This is a genomic window from Rhodanobacter sp. G2-10 (assembly GCF_055809185.1).
The window spans coordinates 3378169-3397529 of sequence record NZ_CM147900.1 but is presented as its reverse complement, the minus strand read 5'-3'; the positions used below and the strand labels follow the sequence as shown (position 1 = coordinate 3397529).

Here is a 19361-nt window from a genome sequence, read left to right as displayed (position 1 = left end):
CATGTTGCGCTGCACCGCAACTATTTGCGTTGCCGCACAACGGCTTGGTCAACGCTTTTTGGCGCGCAGCAGCGCGTCGGCGAAGGCACTGTTGGCCGGCGCGGGAGCGGGCTTGGGTGCTGCCGCCGGGCGCGAGCCTGGCCTGCCGCGGCGAGGGTCGTCGACGCCGCTGGCCGGTCGCGAACGGCTCTGGCCCGGTTCGTCATCGAGTCGCATCGACAGGCCGATACGTTGCCGCGGCAGGTCGATCTCCATCACCTTGACCTTGACGATGTCGCCGGCCTTCACCGCGTCGCGCGGATCCTTGACGAAACTGTGCGACAGGGCCGACACGTGCACCAGTCCGTCCTGATGCACGCCGATGTCGACGAAGGCGCCAAACGCGGCAACATTGGTGACACGACCTTCCAGCACCATGCCGGGCTTGAGGTCCTTCACGTCCTCGATGCCTTCGGCAAAGCTGGGCGCGACAAACTCCGGACGCGGATCGCGGCCGGGCTTTTCCAGCTCTTTCAGGATATCGCGCACGGTCGGCACGCCGAACTGCTGGTCGGTGAACTGTTCGGCTTTCAGTCCGCGCAGGAAGCTGGTGTCGCCGATGATGTTGCGCACCTCGCGACCGCACTGGGCAATGATCCGCTCGACCACGGGATACGCTTCCGGGTGCACTGCGCTGGCATCCAGCGGATTGTCGCCACGCGGCACGCGCAGAAAGCCGGCGCACTGCTCGAACGCCTTGTCGCCCAGGCGCGGTACTTTCAACAGCGCCTTGCGGTTGGCGAACGGGCCATGTTCATCGCGATGTTTCACCACGTTCTCGGCCACGCTGGCACTCAGCCCCGCCACCCGCGACAGCAACGCGGCGGACGCGGTGTTCACGTCCACGCCGACCGCGTTGACGCAGTCCTCCACCCGCGCATCCAGTGCGCGCGCCAGCTTGATCTGGTTGACGTCGTGCTGGTACTGGCCCACGCCGATCGCCTTGGGCTCGATCTTCACCAGCTCGGCGAGCGGGTCCTGCAGGCGGCGCGCGATCGACACCGCACCGCGCAGGCTCACGTCCAGCTCCGGAAACTCCTTCGCCGCCGTTTCGGACGCCGAATACACCGAGGCGCCGGCCTCGCTCACCACCACCTTGGACAGCTTCGCCTCGGCCAGCTTCCGGATCAGTTCGCCGGCGAGCTTGTCGGTCTCGCGCGAGCCGGTGCCGTTGCCGATCGCGATCAGGTCCACGCCGTGCTGCTTGCAGAGCTTCGCCAGCGACACCAGCGATTCGTTCCACTGCCGGCGCGGCTCCAGCGGATAGATCGTGTCGGTGGCCAGCAGCTTGCCGGTGGCGTCGACCACGGCCACCTTGCAGCCGGTGCGGATGCCCGGGTCCAGCCCCATCACCGTCTTCGCGCCGGCCGGCGCGGCCAGCATCAGGTCCTTGAGGTTGTCGCCGAATACGCGGATCGCCTCGTCCTCGGCGCCTTCGCGCACGCGACCGAACAGATCCAGGGTCAGATGCAGGTGCAACTTGACGCGCCAGGTCAGGCGCACGGTTTCGCGCAGCCACGCATCCGCGGCGCGGCCGCGATCATGGATGCCGGCGCGGACCGCGACGCGGCCTTCGGCTTCGGCGTGACCCTGCTCGCTGTCGCTGGCGGGCGCCAGCTCCAGCTCGATCACCCCTTCGTTGCGGGCGCGCATCAGCGCCAGCAGGCGGTGCGAGGGAATTTTCGCGATCGCCTCGACATGATCGAAGTAGTCACGGAACTTGGCGCCTTCGCTCTCCTTGCCTTCCACCACCCTGGCCCGAATCTGGCCCTGCGCCCACAACCAGTCGCGCAGCTCGCCGACCAGTTGTGCATCTTCGGCGATCGACTCCATCAGGATGGCGCGTGCGCCATCGAGTGCGGCGCGCACGTCGGCCACGCCCTTGTCCGCGTCGACGAACGCTTCGGCGAATGACTCCGGCGTCCGTGTCGGATCGTCGCGCAGGCCCAGCGCCAGCGGCTCCAGTCCGGCTTCGCGGGCGATCTGCGCCTTGGTGCGGCGCTTGGGCTTGTAGGGCAGGTACAGGTCTTCCAGCCGCGCCTTGGTATCCGCCGCAAGCAGGTCGGCCTTCAGTGCCTCGCTGAGCTTGCCCTGTTCCTCGACGCTGGCCAGGATCGTGGCGCGCCGCTCTTCCAGTTCACGCAGATAACGCAGACGCTCTTCCAGCAGGCGCAGCTGGGTGTCGTCGAGGCCGCCGGTGACCTCCTTGCGGTAGCGCGCGATGAACGGCACGGTGGCGCCGCCGTCGAGCAGGTCAACTGCCGCTCGTACCTGTTCGGTTTTTGCGGCGATGTCATGGGCAATGCGTTGTTCGATACTTTGCATGGAGGCCTTTCGATTTCCTGCGGCGACACTCGCGTGCGCCGGGTGTGGGTCAGTCATCGATGATACCAAGTGCATGAGTGCGTTCGCGTCGGTGACGGACACGAAAACGGCGCCGCGACATGCGTCGCGGCGCCGTTCGGGAATCACGTCGATCAGGCGCTGAACGAGTTGCTGTTGCCGCCGGTTGCCGGGGTCGACTTGAACTCGCTGGCACGACCATTCAACACCAAAGTGTTGGCAATCATGTCGTGCAGACCCTGCTTGCGCTTGGTCCAGGCCACCATCAGGAAGCCGATGCCCAGGATGATGAGACTGAGGTACTTCGCAAGATAGCGCCCCAGCGCACGCGGAAAGCTGATCCGCCGCCCCTGCAGGTCGGTGACCCGGATGCCGAGCGCCAGCTTGCCCAGCGTCGCCTGCCAGGGCGAACTCTCGAGCACGGCAAAATACAGCCACGCCAATACGGTGGTGATGACGATGGCCATGGCCATGGTGGCGTAGAACTGCTGGTAAGCCGCCATCATCACGTGCATGTCGCCGGGTGCCGCCATCACCGCCTGTTTCATGGTTTCCTGGGCGGCATCGCCACCCATGGCTTTCATGATGAGCATGTTCGGGATGTACAGGACGATCGCATCGATGATGTAGGCGGCCACCCGCTTCCAGAAACCGGCGTGATCCTCCAGCGCGGCGGCGGTGGTCTGCGGCAACGCCTGCAGCGGGGCGGCCGGTGCGGCGTAGGGGTTGGTTGCGCCGGCTGCGGGCGTGGCGGCAGGCACTTCGTCGCGGAACAGCACGGAAAGGGGCTGCCAGTCGGCCAGGCCTTCATACCAGGCCAGGTCCTCCGGACTGACCTTGCCGCTGCGCAGCCACTCGCGCACGTCTTCTTCTTTGTATGGCCCGTGTCGCTCGCCGTCGCGGCCGATCCAGATTTCCATTGCCTGCTCCCCGTGCGGATCAAAGTCCGCATGATGCCACGAGAGCGCCCGGACCAACTACCAGACCAATGGCTCAGGCGGCGTCGCGGCGCTTGAGATGTACCAGCAGCAGCGAGATGGCCGCCGGGGTGACCCCGCTGATGCGGGCGGCCTGGCCCAGCGTGGCCGGTTGCGTGCGCTTGAGCTTGAGCAGTACTTCGGACGACAGGCCGCGCACGCGGTCGTAATCGAAACCGTCGGGAATGGCGGTGTGCTCGTGCCGGCGCTGGCGCTCGATCTCCTCGCGCTGGCGCTCGAGGTAACCGGCGTACTTCACCTGCACCTCGACCTGGGCCGCCACGTCGTCGCGCTCCACCGGCGGGCCAAACGCGGCAATGCCGGTGAGGCTGGCGTAGCTCAGCTCGGGGCGGCGCAGCAGCTCGATGGCGCTGGTCTCACGGCTCACCATCACGCCAAGCTCGTGTTGCACCGCGTTGCCCAGGGCGTTGTTCGGCGCTGCCCACAGCGCGCCGAGGCGGCGGGTTTCGCCGTCGACCGCGTCGCGCTTGGCACGCAGCGCGTCGTAGAGGGCCTGCGGCACCACGCCGAGTTCGAAACCCTTCTCGGTCAGGCGCAGGTCGGCATTGTCCTCGCGCAGATGCAGCCGGTATTCGGCGCGCGAGGTGAACATGCGGTAGGGCTCGATGGTGCCGTTGCTGGTGAGGTCGTCGATCAGCACGCCGATGTAGGCCTCGTCGCGACGCGGGAACCACGGCGCCTCGCCGCGCACGGTGCGGGCGGCATTGAGACCGGCGATCAGTCCTTGCGCGGCGGCTTCCTCGTAGCCGGTGGTGCCGTTGATCTGGCCCGCGAAAAAGAGCCCGCCGATCGCCTTGGTTTCCAGCCACGGGTTGAGTCCGCGCGGATCGAAATAGTCGTATTCGATGGCGTAGCCGGGGCGCGTGATGTGGGCATGCTCGAAGCCGCGAATCGACTGCACCAGAGCCAGCTGCACGTCGTACGGCAGTGAGGTGGAGATGCCGTTGGGGTAGATCTCGAAGGTATCCAGCCCTTCCGGCTCGATGAAGATCTGGTGCGAGTCCTTCTCGGCAAAGCGCACCACCTTGTCCTCGATCGACGGGCAGTAACGCGGGCCGACGCCTTCGATCTGGCCGCTGTACAGCGGCGAACGGTCCAGCGCGCCGCGGATGATCTCGTGGGTGCGCTCGCTGGTGTGGGTGATCCAGCAGCTGACCTGGCGCGGGTGCTCGTCACGCGAACCGAGGTAGGAGAACACCGGCACCGGGGTATCGCCGGGCTGTTCCTGCAGGCCGCTGAAGTCGATGCTGCGGCTGTCGATGCGCGGCGGCGTGCCGGTCTTCAGGCGATCGGCCGCCACCGGCAGTTCGCGCAGCCGCTGCGCCAGCGTGGTCGCTGGCGGATCGCCGGCGCGGCCACCGGCGTATTGGGCCTGGCCGATGTGGATCTTGCCGGCGAGGAAGGTGCCGACGGTGAGGATCACGGCGCGGGCGTTGAACGACAGCCCCATCTGGGTCTTCACCCCGGTGACCCGACCGCCTTCGATGATCAGGTCATCCACCGCCTGCTGGAACAGCTCCAGGTTCGGCTGGGACTCCACCATCTGGCGGATGGCCGCCTTGTACAGGCCGCGATCGGCCTGGCAACGGGTGGCGCGCACCGCCGGACCCTTGGAGGCGTTGAGCGTGCGCCACTGGATGCCGCCACGGTCGGCGGCATGCGCCATCGCACCACCCAGCGCATCGATCTCCTTGACCAGGTGCCCCTTGCCGATGCCGCCGATGGCCGGGTTGCAGCTCATCTGGCCGATCGTCTCGATGTTGTGGCTCAGCAGCAAGGTGCGCGCACCCGCCCGCGCCGCGGCGAGCGCGGCTTCGGTGCCGGCGTGGCCGCCGCCGATCACGATCACGTCGTAGTGGGTTGGGTGACGCATTCGGATTGCCCTGAGCAAGCAAAAAGTGACAAAACGGGGCGCTATGGTAACGCCATCCGGTCGTTTCCAAGGCTTTCGATTTTCTGGCACGGATCCTGCTTTATCCGCCCTGCACTTTCATGGGCAGAGGCTTCGCGCGGAGCGCGAGCTGAGGCCGGGCTGACAGGGGCTCGGTTGCGTGCTGTGAAAGGTAGCAAGGCGGCACCCTTCGGGGTGCCGTCGTCTTTTGTGGGTCGGGCGTTCGCGGCGGGGCGGGCCGCGCCCCTGAAAAGACAAGGCCCCGCGGCGTGCTGCGCGCGGGGCCTTGTGCTGTTAGATCTGGCGCCAGGCGGTCTCAGGAACAGGGGGAATCCAGGATGACCGTATTGCCGGGCGCCAGAAACTGAAAATACTGGCGTTCGCCGCAGCGAACTGCGGTGAAACTTGAACTCGATATTCGCCGCTGGCGCGTGAACAAGGGGTGACTGAAAAGCGACTTTGTGCCGGGTCGCGGCAACAGCTGACGTGGTGCGTCAGTGTCGCCGGCGACGCCGGCCGCCGGTTGTGATCAGGATCACACATTGGCACGGGTGATGCATCGTCTCCATCACCAACCCACTCACCGAGGAATTGCCATGGACATGAGCTTCGATTTCCAGCCCGTCTACCCGCACCACGACCTGCTGGTCGAGATTGGCGAAGTGGAGATGGCGATGGATCACCTGAACGACTACGAAGCCAGCGAGCGCGACTCGCTGCAGCCCGACCTGGAGTCGCGCATGGAAAGCCTGCTCGAAGCGCTGGACCATCTGGCGGTCTGATTGAAAGCATCCCGTGCCGGTGCGTGGCGTTGCCACGCGCACCCGGACCGGGCAACAGCCGTGCTGAATCCGGCTGCCCCTGCGCAACCAGGCCGTCTCGCGCAGCAGATCAGTGGTTTAGCACGTTGCCGATGATTTCGGCCAGGTTGCGCGACAAGCCGGCATGGCCGGCCAGTTCCGAGATCGCCGCCTGGGCTTGGGCACGACGCGTCGGCTCCAGCCTTTGCCAACCGTTGAACGCCGTGGCCAGTCGTGCCGCCACTTGCGGGTTGAGCGCGTCCAGCGCCGCCAGCCGCTCGGTCAGGAAACGATAGCCCGCGCCGTCCACGCGATGGAATCCGCTGGGATTCCCGCGCACGAATGCTCCCAGCAGTGATTGCACCCGGTTCGGGTTGTGCAGGGTGAAGGCGGGATCCTTCTCAAGCCGCATCACGCGAGGCAAGGCCACCTTGCCGGGGTTTTGCGCCTGCACGGCAAACCACTTGTCCAGTGCAAGCGCATTGTCGGCGTAGCGGTTGCGGTAGTCCTGCAGCGCGTTGTCGCCTTCGGCGGATGGCCCGCGCACGAGTACGGCCAGCGCCGCCAGCCGATCGGTCATGCCCGGTGCTTGCCGGTACTGGGCCGCAGCCAGTTGGCTGGCCAGCACGGTGTCGCGCAGCTCCAGCAGTTCAAGCACCCGGCGTTGCAACCGGCGCCGCGCCTGACTGGCTGCGTCCAGCTCGATCGTGGCTTGCGCAGCGAGGGCTCGATAGCGCTGCTCCAGGGCCTCGGTACCGAGGCGCTCGGCCAGTTGCCGCTGCAGTGCGCGGCGCAGTTCGTGGATGCGTTCGGGATCGACGACACTCTCGCGATCGGCCAGCTCGATCTCGCCCGGAGGCGTGAGCAGGTCGGCCAGCAGCGCGCATTCCATCTCGGGATCATGGAACAGGCCTGCCAGCGCGTCACACCAGGCGTGCAGCGCCTCGACCTCGGCACCGTCGCGCAGGTTCTCGTAGGCACGGATGGCCAGCAACTGGCCCGCTTCCCAGCGGTTGAAGCCATCCGGATCATGCGCCAGCAGCAGGGCCAGTTCGGCCGGGCTGTAGTCGCATTCCAGAATCACCGGCGCGGAAAAACCGCGCAGCAGGGATGGCACCGGGGCCTCGTCGATGCCGCTGAACACCAGGTTCTGCTCGGCCTGGTCCAGCACCACCACGCGTTCGCGCACGTCATCATCGGAGAATCCGTCCAGCCGCAGCGGCAGCATGGCGCCATTGCGGTCGAACAGGGCGAGCTTGACCGGAATCGGCAGCGGCGGGCGCGTGCTCTTGCCTGCGTTGGCAGGAGACTGCTGGGTCAGGGTCAGTGTGTATGTGCTTCGCGCTGCATCGTGGTGGCCGTGCGCGCGCAGACGCGGGGTGCCCGGATGCCCATACCAGGCGAGGTAGGGCATCAGATCGGTGTCGTTGGCCTCGCCCAGCGCGCCGAGGAAGTCCTCCAGCGTCGCGGCGCGACCGTCGTTGCGTTCGAAGTAGCGATCCATGCCACGGCGGAAGCCTTCCGGGCCGAGTCGTCCGGCCACCATGCGCACCAGCTCGGCGCCTTTCTCGTACACGGTGGCGGTGTAGAAATTGTTGATCTCGCTGTATTGCGCCGGGCGCACCGGATGCGCCAGCGGGCCGGCGTCCTCGGGGAACTGGGCGCGGCGCAGCAGCGACACGTCCTCGATGCGCTTGAGCGGCGCGGAGTTCATGTCGGCCGAAAAGCTCTGCTCGCGGAACACGGTGAGGCCTTCCTTCAGCGACAACTGGAACCAGTCGCGGCAGGTCACCCGGTTGCCGCTCCAGTTGTGGAAGTACTCGTGCGCGACCACCGCTTCGACGTGACGGTATTCGTCGTCGGTGCTGGAGTCCGGATCGGCCAGCAGATATTTTGCGTTGAAGATGTTGAGGCCCTTGTTCTCCATCGCGCCCATGTTGAAATCGTGGGTGGCGACGACGTGGAACACGTCCAGGTCGTAATTGCGACCGTAAACCTGCTCGTCCCAGCGCATCGCGCGCTTCAGCGCGTCGAGCGCGTAGTGGCAACGCTCGATCACGTCCGCCTCGGCCCAGATCTTCAGCGCCACCGCGCGACCGTCGGCGGTGACATAGTCGCACTCGATCCGCTCAAGACGACCGGCCACCAGCGCGAACAGGTAGCTGGGCTTGGGATGCGGGTCGGCGAAGCGCGCCCAATGGCGGCCGCCTTCCAGCTCGCCGGCGCCGTCCGGGTTGCCGCCGGCGAGCAGCACCGGGAAGCGTTCGCGATCGGCGCGCAGGGTCACCGTGTAGCGCGACAGCACGTCGGGGCGATCGGGGAAGAAGGTGATGTGACGAAAACCCTCGGCCTCGCATTGCGTGAGCAGGAAACCGGCCTCGCGCGAGCCGGAAAGGTACAGGCCTTCCAGCGCGGTGTTGGCCGCCGGGCGGACCCGCACCCGCGTTTCCAGCACGCTGCCGTCACGCACGCCATCGACTTCCAGCACGCGGCCATCGTAGCGGTAGGCGGTGGCCGGCAGCTGCGCGCCATCCAGCGCGATCGACAGCAACTGCAGGTTCTCGCCATCGAGCCGGAGTGGCGCCGATTGCGCCGGATCGCGATGCAGCTGCAGGCGCGCGCATACCTCGCTGGCGTCGATGCCGAGATCGACCTCCATTTCGATCGTTTCGACGCGCCAGGCCGGCGCGCGGTAGTCGCGCAGCCGGATCAACGAGGGGCTTTGTTCAGGAACTGCTTGCATGGGAGGCATGACTTGGATTGGGGACAGATCAGGCTAACATGAGGTCCTTTAACCGCGGGAGAATCCGGTGGCCGCATCAGCCGCGACACGGTACGGTGTCGAGCGTTCGAGTCTGGGCGACGAGGCAACCGTCGTGCTGCAAGACCGGCATGATCGCCGGCGGCTGTGCATTGCCCTGCGCGGAGCGGCCGTACTCGGGTTGGAGGTGCCGTTTGCCGGCGCTCTGCATGACCTGGCCGACGGTCACCGCAGCGCCGACGAGATACGCGAGCGGCCCGGTTCACGCTTTGCCATCATGGTGCCGTTCGCCGGCCGCATTGCCGATGCACGCTACCGTTTCGACGGCGCCGCGCAGGATCTTGACCCCGGTGTCGTCGGCAGCGAGCGTGCCAGCCGACATGGCTTCGTGCGCGACACGGAGTTCGCCGTCGCCGCACTGGATGCGGACGACGGCCGGGCGCGGGCCCTGCTGCGCACCACCGCGATCCGTCCGCGACCGGGTTATCCGCATGCGATCGATCTCGACGTGGGTTTCACGCTGGATCGCCACGGCATCAGCCTCGAAGCACGCATGCGCAACGTGGGCGACAGCCCGGCGCCGTGCTTCTTCGGCTGGCATCCCTACTTCCGGATGCCCGGTGATGGTCTGGTCGACGAGTGGCAACTGGAAATTCCCGCGCAGACCCTGATCCGCACCGGCGCCGACCTCATCGCGCTGCCGGGCGATGCCGCCTATGTGTCGCTGGACGACGCGCCCGCGCTGGATTTCCGCGAGCCCCGTCGCATCGGCGACTCCATCCTCGACCAGGGTTACACCGATCTGGCCACCGACACCGACGGCCGCCTGCGCACGCACCTGCGCGACCCGGCCAGCGGCATGACGCTGGCGGTGTGGCAGGAGCGCGGCGTAATGCATGCGTTCACCGCCGACACGCTGGCCCGCGACGCGCGCCGTGCGATCGCCCTGGAGCCGATGGAATGCATGGCTGATGCGTTCAATCGGCCCGAGTGCGCCGAAGCGATCCGGCTGGAACCCGGCGCCGAACGAACATTCCGTTGTGGCATCGAGGTGGGTAGCGCATGAACAAGGCGATCGACAGGCTGCCCGATATCGAACAGATTCGCGCCGCCGCCACGCGTATCGCGCCGCATGCACGGATCACCCCGGTCATGCGCAGCGCCGCACTGGATGCGCTATGCGGTGCCGAACTCCATTTCAAGTGCGAGCACCTGCAGCGCAGCGGTGCGTTCAAGTTTCGCGGCGCCTGCAACGCGGTGTGGGCATTGAGCGACGCGCAAGCCGCACATGGCGTGGTTACCCATTCCTCCGGCAATCACGGCAATGCGCTGGCGCTGGCGGCGGCCACCCGTGGCATCGCCGCGCATGTGGTGGTGCCCGAAGGCGCGGTGCGGGCCAAGGTCGAGGCGATCGAGCGCGCCGGCGCGCTCCTGCATCGTTGCGCGCCGACGCAGGCCGCGCGCGAGGCGATGTGCGCGGAAGTGCAAGCGGCGACCGGCGCCGAGCTGGTGCATCCTTATGCCGATACCCGCGTGATGGCCGGCCAGGGCACGGTGGCGCTGGAGCTGCTGCAACAGGCACCGGAGCTGGACGCGCTGCTCACCCCGGTCGGTGGCGGCGGCCTGGCCAGCGGCGCGGCCATTGCCGCCCATTCGGTCAATCCCGGCATCGCGCTGTTCGGCGCCGAGCCGCAAGGTGCCGACGACGCGGCGCAATCGCTGACCCGTGGCGAGCGTGTCACCGACATCGTGCCGCACACCTTGTGCGATGGGCTGCGCGCGCTGATCGGCGTCACCAATCTCGATGCCCTGCGGCAGCATCAGGTACAAGTGATCACGGTCAGCGACAGCGAAGTGATCGCCGCGATGCAGCTGATCTGGACCGAATTGAAACAGGTGGTGGAGGTATCCAGCGCCACCGTGCTCGCCGCGATCCTGCAACAGCCAGCCCGCTTCGCCGGTCGTCGCGTCGGCATCGTGCTGACCGGCGGCAACGTGGATCTCGCCGCGCTGCCGTGGTGAACGCCACGCTTTTGCTGTAGGAGCGCACCCTGTGCGCGAAAGCTCTACCGATTTCCGATTCACGCGAAAAGGCATCGCGCACAGGGTGCGCTCCTACAACGTAGTCAGCTCCGCCGCGCGCCGATGCCGCTGACCGCGAACAAACCCAGCAACACCAGCACGATGCCCACCGTTTCCAGCGCGGACGGTCGCTCGTGCAGGATCCACCAGGCCAGCAGCACGCTGAACACCGGGACGCCCAGGCTGGACACGCTGGCCACGGTGGTCGGCAATCGCTGCAGCACGATCGACCACAACCACCACGCCGCCGCCGAGGCCAGTACCGCGCTGTAGGCGAGGCCGCCGACAAAGGCCAGGTTCCAGACGATCGGCGGCTGCGGCACGACCAGGGCAATCAGGCCCAGCGCCACGCCGCCCACCAGCATCTGCCACGCGGTGAGGTTGAGCACGCTGGGGTTGTGGCGGCGGAACATGCGTTTGCTCAATACCGTGCCCGCGGCCCACGCCAGTCCGCCGATCAGCGCCAGGGTGGTGCTCGTTGCACTGCCCATTGCGCGCCAGGGTTCGATGATGCACAGCAGGCCGGCGGCGGCCAGCGCCAACCCCAGCCAGTGGCGCCCGGTTGGCGTATCGCCCAGCACCAGCCACGCCAGCAGCACCGCCCAGAACGGCATGGTGTAGGCAAGCAGGGCGACATGGCCGGCGCCGCCATCGAGCAGCGCCCACTGCTCCAGGCCCTGGAACGCGGCGGTCTGGCACAGACCGATCACGATGGTCGCCAGCAACGGTGGCGGCTTCAGCGATTGCCGCAGCGCCAGCAATACCCCGAACAGCACCGCCGCGCCGATCAGGTAGCGCAGGGCGGCGAAATCGAACGGCCCGGCGTAGGCCAGCACCTGCTTCATCACGATCCAGCTGTAGCCCCACAGCGCAATGGTGGCAATCAGGGCGAGCACGGCGCCGCGCTGCGGTGACGAAGATGGTGACATCAGGGATAGGCCAAACGGGAGGCGACAAGTGTAGCGGCGTCGGCTACGGTCTGCGGCAACTCACCTGCATGATTCCGCCATGAGCAAGAGTGCCGCGCCCACCCGCTGCCACTGGGCTTCCGACAACGATGCCCTGATGTGTGCCTACCACGACACCGAGTGGGGCGTACCCCTGCACGACGATCGTGCGCTGTTCGAATTCCTCTGCCTCGAGGGCGCCCAGGCCGGGCTGTCGTGGCGCACCGTGCTGGCCAAGCGCGAGCACTATCGCAAGGTGTTCCATGACTTCGACATCGCCCGCGTCGCCCGCCTGAGTGATCGCAAACTGGAGAAACTGCTGCTCGATCCGGGCATCATCCGCAACCGGCTGAAGGTGTTCTCCACCCGCGACAATGCGATCGCCGCGCTCAGGGTGATCGAGGAGTTCGGCACGCTGGACGCCTATCTGTGGTCGTTCGTCGACGGCAAGACCCTGGTCAATCGCTGGCACGAGCATGCCGAAGTGCCCGCCAGCACCGCGCTGTCCGACCGCATGAGCAAGGCGTTGAAGAAGCGTGGATTCCGTTTCGTGGGCAGCACGATCTGCTATTCGCTGATGCAGGCGACCGGGATGATCAACGACCACGTGCTCGGCTGCTTTCGCCACAAGGAATGCGCTGCCAGAGGTTGAACGGCTGGCCATGCCTCGCTCTGGCAGGGTTCTCAGGCCCCACCAAACTCGGGTGCGCCACGCACGGTGTCGATCAACAGCTGCCGGAACCATTGGTGGGCACGATCATGGTCGCGCGAAGGGTGCCAGTAGGCGAGCACCGGGAACGGCTTCAACTTGATCGGCAGCGCCTGCGCCGCCAGCGGCAGCAGGCGCGAGAAGCCGGCTGCGTATGAGCGGGGCATGGTCAGCAGCAAGTCGGTGCCGGCGACGACCTGGCAGGCGGAAAAATAGTGCTGGCAGACCAGCTGGATCTGGCGCGGCCGCCCATCCTGGGTGAGCAGCACGTCCAGTGGCGTAGCGTCGCCCAGTTGCGATACCGCGATGTGCCGGGCGGCCAGGTAGTCGGACTTGCGCAGGTTGCCGGCGGCGAGTGGATTTTTGCGCCGCATCACCACCACCAGCGACTCGTCCAGCAGGTGCTCGCTGGACAGTCGCGAGCCGCTGGCGAGGCGGCGGTCGATCACCACATCGATGTTGCCGGCGCCAAGTTCACGCTCGACCTCGGCGCTGGCGATACGCCGGCTGACCACACGCACGCCGCGGGCGATCCCGGCGAGCTGCTTCAGCAGCGGAGGAAACACGATCGACTCCAGCACATCACGAAAGCCCACGCTGAACTGCTGCTCGAGTTCGGCGGCACGAAACGCCGGTTGCATGCGGGTGGTTGCCTGCAGCCCATGCAGGTGGCGCTGCACGTCGCCGATCACGGTGCGGGTGGTGTCGGTGGGGATCACCCGGTTGCCCTGGCGCACGAACAGCGGGTCGCCGAACAGCTCGCGCAGCCGGTTCAGCGAATGGGTGATCGCCGGTTGGGTCAGGTGCAGCGAACGCGCTGCCGCGCTGATCCCGCCCTGCGTGTAGATCGCTTCCAGCACGCGGAACAGATTCAAATCCATGCGCAGGTCAGGACGGCTCATCGGCAACAGGCTCGCAGCAGGGTCGCACCTGCATATTAGCTCTACTGATGGATAGACATAAAACCTATGCATTACACCGATGACTGATGTTCGGCGTAGGCTGATGATCTCGCCGGCCCGCGCGTCATGGAACCCGATCGATGGATTTCGCCCACTCCGCCCGCACCGAAGCCTTGATCGCCCAGCTCCAGCGCTTCATGCACGACGAGGTCGTGCCTGCCGAGACGATCTACGCCAGCCAGCTCAGCGGCAGCGCCGACTGGCGACAATGGCGCCAGCCGCCGGTGATGGAAGCCTTGAAGGCCAAAGCGCGCGCCGCGGGTCTCTGGAACCTGTTCCTGCCCGGGCAGGGCGCCGGCTTGAGCCATGTCGACTACGCGCCGCTGGCCGAGATCATGGGCCACTCCTTCATCGCGCCGGAGGTGTTCAACTGCAACGCACCCGACAGCGGCAACATGGAGGTGCTGCTGCGTTACGGCTCGGTCGAACAGCAGGCGCGTTGGCTGGCGCCGCTGCTGGCCGGTGAAATCCGTTCGGCCTTCTGCATGACCGAGCCGGCGGTGGCCTCGTCCGACGCCACCAACATGCTGGCCACCGCCACTCTCGACGGTGCCGAGGTGGTGCTCAACGGGCGCAAGTGGTGGTCCACCGGCATCGGCCATCCGCATTGCCGCTTCGTGATCTTCATGGGCGTCAGCAACCCCGACGCGCCGCCGCATCAGCGTCACGCAATGGTGCTGTGCCCGCTGGATGCGCCCGGCGTGACGGTCGAGCGCATGCTGCCGGTATTCCATGACCTGGATGAGCCCTCCGGCCATGGCGAGGTGAGCTTCAACCAGGTGCGTTTGCCGGCGGAGAACATCCTCCTCGGCCCAGGTCGCGGCTTCGAGATCGCGCAGGGGCGACTCGGGCCTGGTCGCATCCATCACTGCATGCGCGCGATTGGCGCCGCCGAACGCGCGCTATCGCTGCTATGCGCCCGCGCCAGCGCCCGCACGGCCTTCGGCCAGCCATTGATCAAGCTCGGCGGCAACGCCGATATCGTCGCCGAGCTGCGCATGGCGATCGAGCAGGCGCGTCTGCTCACCTTGAAGGCCGCGTGGCTGATCGACACGCAAGGCGTGAAGGCGGCGATGAGCGAGATTTCGCAGATCAAGGTGATCGCGCCGACGGTGGCGCAGCGCGCCGCCGACGCGGCGATGCAGATGCACGGCGGCGCCGGCCTGTCGGACGATTTTCCGCTGGCCTCGCTGTACGCCTACGCTCGCGTGTTGCGGCTGGCCGACGGCCCGGATGAGGTGCACCGCGCCCTGATCGCCAAACTCGAATTGCGCGCGCAACGCGCCGCCCTGGAGGTCAGCGCATGAGCACCGCGATCGACGAAACCCGCGAAGTGCGCGCCGAGGACCAGCTCGACCTCGCTGCCGTCGATGCTTTCCTCAAGCAGCGCATTGCCGATCTGCAGGGCAGCCCGGAGATTCGCCAGTTCCCCGGCGGCGCGTCGAACCTCACCTACCTGATCCGCTACGGCGAACGCGAGCTGGTGCTGCGCCGCCCGCCCGCCGGGGTCAAGGCGAAATCCGCGCACGACATGTTGCGCGAGGCGCAGGTGATGGCCGCGCTGAAGCATGCCTATCCGCATATGCCGCAGATCCTCGCCCGCTGTGATGATCCGTCCGTGCTGGGCAGCGATTTCTACGTGATGGAACGGCTGCGCGGCATCATCCTGCGGCGCGATCTGCCCGCCACGCTGGGTCTGGACGAAACCGGCGTACGCAAGCTCTGCCACGGCTTCATCGACCGACTGGTCGAGCTGCACCAGGTCGATGCCACGCAGCCGCAACTGGCCGCGCTGGGCAAGGGCGAGGGCTATGTCGCGCGACAGGTTGCCGGTTGGAGCGAGCGCTGGCGCAAGGCGCTCACCGATGACTCGGATCCGTGCGAAGACGTGCTCGCCTGGCTGGCACAGCAGCAGCCCGCAGGTGAGACGGCGATCTGCGTGATCCACAACGACTATCGCTTCGACAACGTGGTGCTCGACCCCGCCAATCCGCTCGACATCATCGGCGTGCTCGATTGGGAGATGGCCACCCTGGGCGATCCCTTGATGGATCTGGGCGGTTCGCTGGCGTACTGGGTTCAGGCCGATGACGACGCGACGTTCCAGTCATTCCGCCGCCAGCCGACCCATGTGCCCGGCATGCTGAGCCGCGCCGAGGTGATCGACTATTACGGCGAGCGCAGCGGCTGGCGCGTCGAGCACTTCGACTTTTACGAAATCTTCGGCCTGTTCCGCCTGATGGTGATCATCCAGCAGATCTACCGCCGCTTCGTGCTGGGTCAGACCAGCAATCCGCAGTTCGCCGGCTTCGGTCAGGCTGCCAGCTACATGGGGCAGCGCTGCCGGCGGTTGATCGCGGGCTCGGCACGGTGAGCGTGCGCCGAGCCGTGTTGATACGCCATGGTCAGGCCAGTTTCGGGGCCGAGGATTACGACAAGTTGTCGGTGATCGGCGAGCAGCAGTCGCGCGAACTGGGCTTGTGGTTCAAACGGACCGGACAGCGGCCGGATCTGGTCGTGGTGGGCAGCATGCAGCGGCACCAACGCACTGCCGCGCTGTGCATCGAGGCGGCCTGCGTGACGGCGCCGCGACTCGTGCTGGAGCAGCTCGACGAGCTCGACCACGTGGAGATCGTGGCGCGACATCGGCCGGACTTCGCCTCGTTCGATGCCATGCGCGCCGAGCTGGCCGCGAGTGCCGATCCGCATCGCGCGTTCCAGCAGCTGTTCGCGGCCGCCATCGCGCGCTGGACCAGTGGCGCGCACGACGACGAATACGCACGCAGCTGGCCGGCATTCCGCGAGCGCGTGTTGCACGGCTTGCAGGCACTGGCCGCGCACGAGGCGGGCACGATCTGGGTGTTCACCTCCGGTGGCCCGATTGCCGTGATCGCCGGCGCGCTGATCGGTACGCCGACGGACAACCCGTTTGCACTGAGCTGGCCGCTGGTCAATACCTCGCTGACCTGCGTGGCATTGTCCGGCAAGCGCCCCGGCCTGATCAGCTACAACAGCTGGCCGCATCTCGAACTCGCCGGTGATCCGCAACTGGTCACCCATCGCTGACTTTCATGCAAGGACTTTCATCATGAGCGCACCCGATCTGTTCGACCTCACCGGCAAGATCGCCCTCGTCACCGGCGCCAGTCGCGGCATCGGCGCCGAGATCGCCAAACTGCTGGCCGCGCACGGCGCGCACACCATCGTCTCCAGCCGCAAGCAGGCCGATTGCCAGGTCGTGGTCGATGAAATCATCGCCGCCGGTGGCAAAGCCGAAGCACTTGCCTGCCACATCGGCGAGATGGACCAGATCGAGGCACTGTTCGCACATCTGGAACAGACGCATGGCCGCCTGGACGTCCTCGTCAACAATGCCGCCACCAACCCGTACTTCGGCCCGATCACCGAGACTGATCCGGCCATCTTCCAGAAGACCGTCGACGTGAACATCCGCGGCTACTTCTACATGTCCAGCCATGGCGCGAAGCTGATGGCGAAGCATGGCGGCGGCGCGATCGTCAACGTGGCCTCGGTCAACGGCGTGGTGCCGGGCTTCCAGCAAGGCATCTACTCGATCACCAAGGCGGCGGTGATCTCGATGACCAAGGCCTTCGCGGTGGAGTGCGCCGAGGCCGGCGTGCGTTGCAACGCGCTGTTGCCCGGCCTGACCGACACCAGGTTCGCCTCGGTGCTGGTCAACACCCCCGCGATCCTCAAACAGGCGCTGGCGCACGTGCCCATGCGCCGCGTGGCGCAACCGTCCGAGATGGCCGGGGCTGCGCTGTACCTCGCTTCATCGGCCTCGTCGTACACCACCGGCGCCGTGCTCAATGTCGACGGTGGCTACCTGTCGGTCTGACGCTGTGCGCCTCTGCTCAGAACAGCGCCACCATCCCGCTTGATCGATCCCTGCCGCCAGCATCATGTGACATCAGGAGATACCCGATGACTGAAGTTTCCGCCCAACGCGTCGCCGGCAAGAAGGCCTTCATCACCGGTGCTGCGGGCGGCCTCGGCGCCGCCATCGCGCATATGCTGGCGCGGCACGGCGCACTGGTATTTCTCACCGACATCGAGGAAGAGGCGGTGTACGCCACGGCCGCAGCGATCAACGAGGAGCACGGTCGCGTGGTGGCCTGGTCCGGCGCGCAGAACGTGCGCGATGAAGCGCGCTGGAAGAGTGCGCTGACCGACGCCGTCGCCGTGATGGACGGGCTGTCGGTGCTCGTCAACAACGCCGGTATCGGTGCCCTGGGTGGCGTCGAAAGTCTTTCGCCGAAAGACTGGTCACGGGTGATGGGCGTCAACGTGGACGCCATCTATCTCGGCTGCAAGTACGGATTGCCCCTGCTCAAGCAGCACCAGCCCGCTTCGATCATCAACATCTCCTCGTTGGCTGCATTCAAGGTCGATCCCGACTACACCGTCTACAACGCCTCGAAGGCGGCGGTGGCCTCGCTGAGCAAATCGATCGCGGTCGACTGCGCGCGTCAGCAGGTGGATGTACGCTGCAATTCGATCCATCCCGCCTTCATCCGCACCGGCATCGTCGAGCCGTTCTTCGCCCAGCTCGGCGAGCAGGAGGCCGTGCGCAAACTCACCCGCGGCGTTCCGTTGAAGCGGTTGGGCGAACCGGATGACGTGGCGTGGGCCGCGCTCTATCTCGCCTCTGACGAAAGCCGCTACGTCACCGCCAGCGAGATCCGCGTCGACGGCGGTGCCTCGGCCGTCTAGCCGTCCATACCGCGAAGCCGCGACGCTTGCGTTCCCTGTTCCCGGAGAAACCCCATGTCACCGATCAACCGTCAACTCCGTCTCAAGACCCGTCCCGAAGGCCTGGTCCAACGTGACAATTTCGATCTGGTCGAGCAGCCGGTGCCCGAGCTGAAGGACGGCGAGGTGCTGGTGAAGGTGTTGTACCTGTCGGTCGATCCGACCCAGCGCGTGTGGATGCGCGACGTCCCGCAATACCTGCCGCCGGTGGCGATCGGCGAGGTGATGCGCGCGCTTGGCTTGGGCCGCGTGGTGGCCTCGCGCTCGTCGAACTACAGTGAGGGTGACCTGGTGCAAGGTGTCACCGGCTGGCAGGACTACTTCGTGCTGCACGAAGACGCCAAGGGTTACGTGCGCCTGCCCGCCGACCCCGGCATCCCGCTGCCGACCCTGCTCGGCGCCGCCGGCATGAGTGGCGTCACCGCCTACTACGGCATGACCGACATCACCCCGGTGCAAGCCGGCGAAACCCTGGTGGTCTCCGCCGCTGCCGGTTCGGTCGGCTCCATCGCCGGCCAGATCGGCAAGATCATGGGCGCCCGCGTGGTCGGCATCGCCGGCGGCGCGGACAAGTGCCGCTACCTCGTCGACGAACTGGGCTTCGATGCCGGCGTCGACTACAAGGCCGACGACTTCAAGCAGCAACTCAAGGCCGCCACGCCGGACGGCGTGCACGTGAATTTCGAGAACGTCGGCGGCGACGTGATGCGCGCGGTGCTGTCACGCATGGTGATTGGCGGGCGCGTGGCGCTGTGCGGCTTGATCTCCGGCTACAACACCGACGAACGTCCCGGCGACGATTTCAGTCCGTTCATCATGAAGCGCTTGAGCATGCGCGGATTTCTGGTGCTGGATTACACGAAGACGCGCGAGGCGGTGGGCGCGATTGGCGAATGGATTCGCGAAGGGAAGATCAAGGCCGAGGAAACGGTGGCGGAGGGGTTGGAGAATGCGCCTGTCGTGCTCAATCGGTTGTTTGATGGGAGTCACCGGGGGAAATTGGTGTTGCGGGTCTGACCTGCCAGAGCGCAAGCGTGCCCGTCCTTCAGGGACACT

The 19361-nt window shown here is 66.6% G+C and carries 16 protein-coding genes; 10 read left to right on the top strand and 6 right to left on the bottom strand.

Features of this window, described 5'->3' with window-relative positions:
* Nucleotides 1-48: 48 nt before the first annotated feature.
* From AC0L58_RS15335 to mnmG, 3 genes are all read right to left on the bottom strand, one after another.
* Nucleotides 49-2364, bottom strand: a complete 2316-nt coding sequence (locus AC0L58_RS15335; protein ID WP_473684911.1) for a Tex family protein — start codon at nucleotides 2362-2364, stop codon at nucleotides 49-51.
* 152 nt (nucleotides 2365-2516) lie between these two features.
* Complete coding sequence (locus tag AC0L58_RS15330) at nucleotides 2517-3302, bottom strand: RDD family protein (RefSeq protein WP_473684909.1); 786 nt, start codon at nucleotides 3300-3302, stop codon at nucleotides 2517-2519.
* A 73-nt stretch (nucleotides 3303-3375) separates the two neighbouring features.
* Nucleotides 3376-5253, bottom strand: a complete 1878-nt coding sequence (mnmG, locus tag AC0L58_RS15325; RefSeq protein ID WP_473684907.1) for a tRNA uridine-5-carboxymethylaminomethyl(34) synthesis enzyme MnmG — start codon at nucleotides 5251-5253, stop codon at nucleotides 3376-3378.
* Nucleotides 5254-5867: 614 nt separating this feature from the next.
* On the opposite strand from mnmG, the gene AC0L58_RS15320 reads away from it, so the two are divergent.
* Nucleotides 5868-6053, top strand: a complete 186-nt coding sequence (locus AC0L58_RS15320) for a hypothetical protein (protein ID WP_473684905.1) — start codon at nucleotides 5868-5870, stop codon at nucleotides 6051-6053.
* A gap of 109 nt (nucleotides 6054-6162) precedes the next feature.
* Here AC0L58_RS15320 and pepN read toward each other — a convergent pair whose 3' ends face one another.
* Nucleotides 6163-8814 carry an aminopeptidase N gene (pepN, locus tag AC0L58_RS15315; protein ID WP_473684903.1) on the bottom strand — a complete coding sequence of 884 codons (2652 nt, stop codon included), beginning with the start codon at nucleotides 8812-8814 and terminating at the stop codon, nucleotides 6163-6165.
* A 67-nt stretch (nucleotides 8815-8881) separates the two neighbouring features.
* Between pepN and AC0L58_RS15310 the strand changes: the two genes are divergently transcribed.
* Together AC0L58_RS15310 and AC0L58_RS15305 are read left to right on the top strand one after the other, a co-directional pair.
* On the top strand, nucleotides 8882-9898 hold the full coding sequence (locus AC0L58_RS15310) for an aldose epimerase family protein (RefSeq protein WP_473684901.1): 1017 nt from the start codon (nucleotides 8882-8884) through the stop codon (nucleotides 9896-9898).
* Nucleotides 9895-10854, top strand: coding sequence for a pyridoxal-phosphate dependent enzyme (locus tag AC0L58_RS15305; protein ID WP_473684899.1), 960 nt, complete (start codon nucleotides 9895-9897; stop codon nucleotides 10852-10854). Before AC0L58_RS15310 ends, AC0L58_RS15305 begins: the two co-directional genes overlap by 4 nt.
* Nucleotides 10855-10958: 104 nt before the next feature.
* On the opposite strand, the gene AC0L58_RS15300 is transcribed toward AC0L58_RS15305, so the two are convergent.
* The gene (locus tag AC0L58_RS15300) at nucleotides 10959-11843 is read right to left on the bottom strand and encodes a DMT family transporter (protein ID WP_473684897.1); all 885 of its coding nucleotides are present in this window, start codon (nucleotides 11841-11843) and stop codon (nucleotides 10959-10961) included.
* Nucleotides 11844-11922: 79 nt separating this feature from the next.
* Between AC0L58_RS15300 and AC0L58_RS15295 the strand changes: the two genes are divergently transcribed.
* The gene (locus AC0L58_RS15295; protein ID WP_473684895.1) at nucleotides 11923-12513 is read left to right on the top strand and encodes a DNA-3-methyladenine glycosylase I; all 591 of its coding nucleotides are present in this window, start codon (nucleotides 11923-11925) and stop codon (nucleotides 12511-12513) included.
* A gap of 32 nt (nucleotides 12514-12545) precedes the next feature.
* On the opposite strand, the gene AC0L58_RS15290 is transcribed toward AC0L58_RS15295, so the two are convergent.
* Nucleotides 12546-13472, bottom strand: coding sequence for a LysR family transcriptional regulator (locus AC0L58_RS15290; RefSeq protein WP_473684892.1), 927 nt, complete (start codon nucleotides 13470-13472; stop codon nucleotides 12546-12548).
* A 140-nt stretch (nucleotides 13473-13612) separates the two neighbouring features.
* On the opposite strand from AC0L58_RS15290, the gene AC0L58_RS15285 reads away from it, so the two are divergent.
* From AC0L58_RS15285 to AC0L58_RS15260, 6 genes are all read left to right on the top strand, one after another.
* Nucleotides 13613-14839, top strand: a complete 1227-nt coding sequence (locus tag AC0L58_RS15285; RefSeq protein ID WP_473684890.1) for an acyl-CoA dehydrogenase family protein — start codon at nucleotides 13613-13615, stop codon at nucleotides 14837-14839.
* Nucleotides 14836-15906 carry a phosphotransferase family protein gene (locus tag AC0L58_RS15280; protein WP_473684888.1) on the top strand — a complete coding sequence of 357 codons (1071 nt, stop codon included), beginning with the start codon at nucleotides 14836-14838 and terminating at the stop codon, nucleotides 15904-15906. Before AC0L58_RS15285 ends, AC0L58_RS15280 begins: the two co-directional genes overlap by 4 nt.
* Nucleotides 15903-16598 carry a histidine phosphatase family protein gene (locus tag AC0L58_RS15275; protein ID WP_473684886.1) on the top strand — a complete coding sequence of 232 codons (696 nt, stop codon included), beginning with the start codon at nucleotides 15903-15905 and terminating at the stop codon, nucleotides 16596-16598. The genes AC0L58_RS15280 and AC0L58_RS15275 overlap by 4 nt, the downstream gene beginning before the upstream one ends.
* A gap of 22 nt (nucleotides 16599-16620) precedes the next feature.
* Entirely contained in the window at nucleotides 16621-17391 is a 771-nt protein-coding gene (locus AC0L58_RS15270) for an SDR family oxidoreductase (RefSeq protein ID WP_473684884.1), read from the top strand.
* An 86-nt stretch (nucleotides 17392-17477) separates the two neighbouring features.
* Complete coding sequence (locus AC0L58_RS15265; protein ID WP_473684882.1) at nucleotides 17478-18266, top strand: SDR family oxidoreductase; 789 nt, start codon at nucleotides 17478-17480, stop codon at nucleotides 18264-18266.
* Nucleotides 18267-18320: 54 nt separating this feature from the next.
* Nucleotides 18321-19322 (top strand): NADP-dependent oxidoreductase, encoded by a 1002-nt coding sequence (locus AC0L58_RS15260; protein ID WP_473684880.1) that lies wholly within the window; start codon nucleotides 18321-18323, stop codon nucleotides 19320-19322.
* Nucleotides 19323-19361 lie beyond the last annotated feature (39 nt).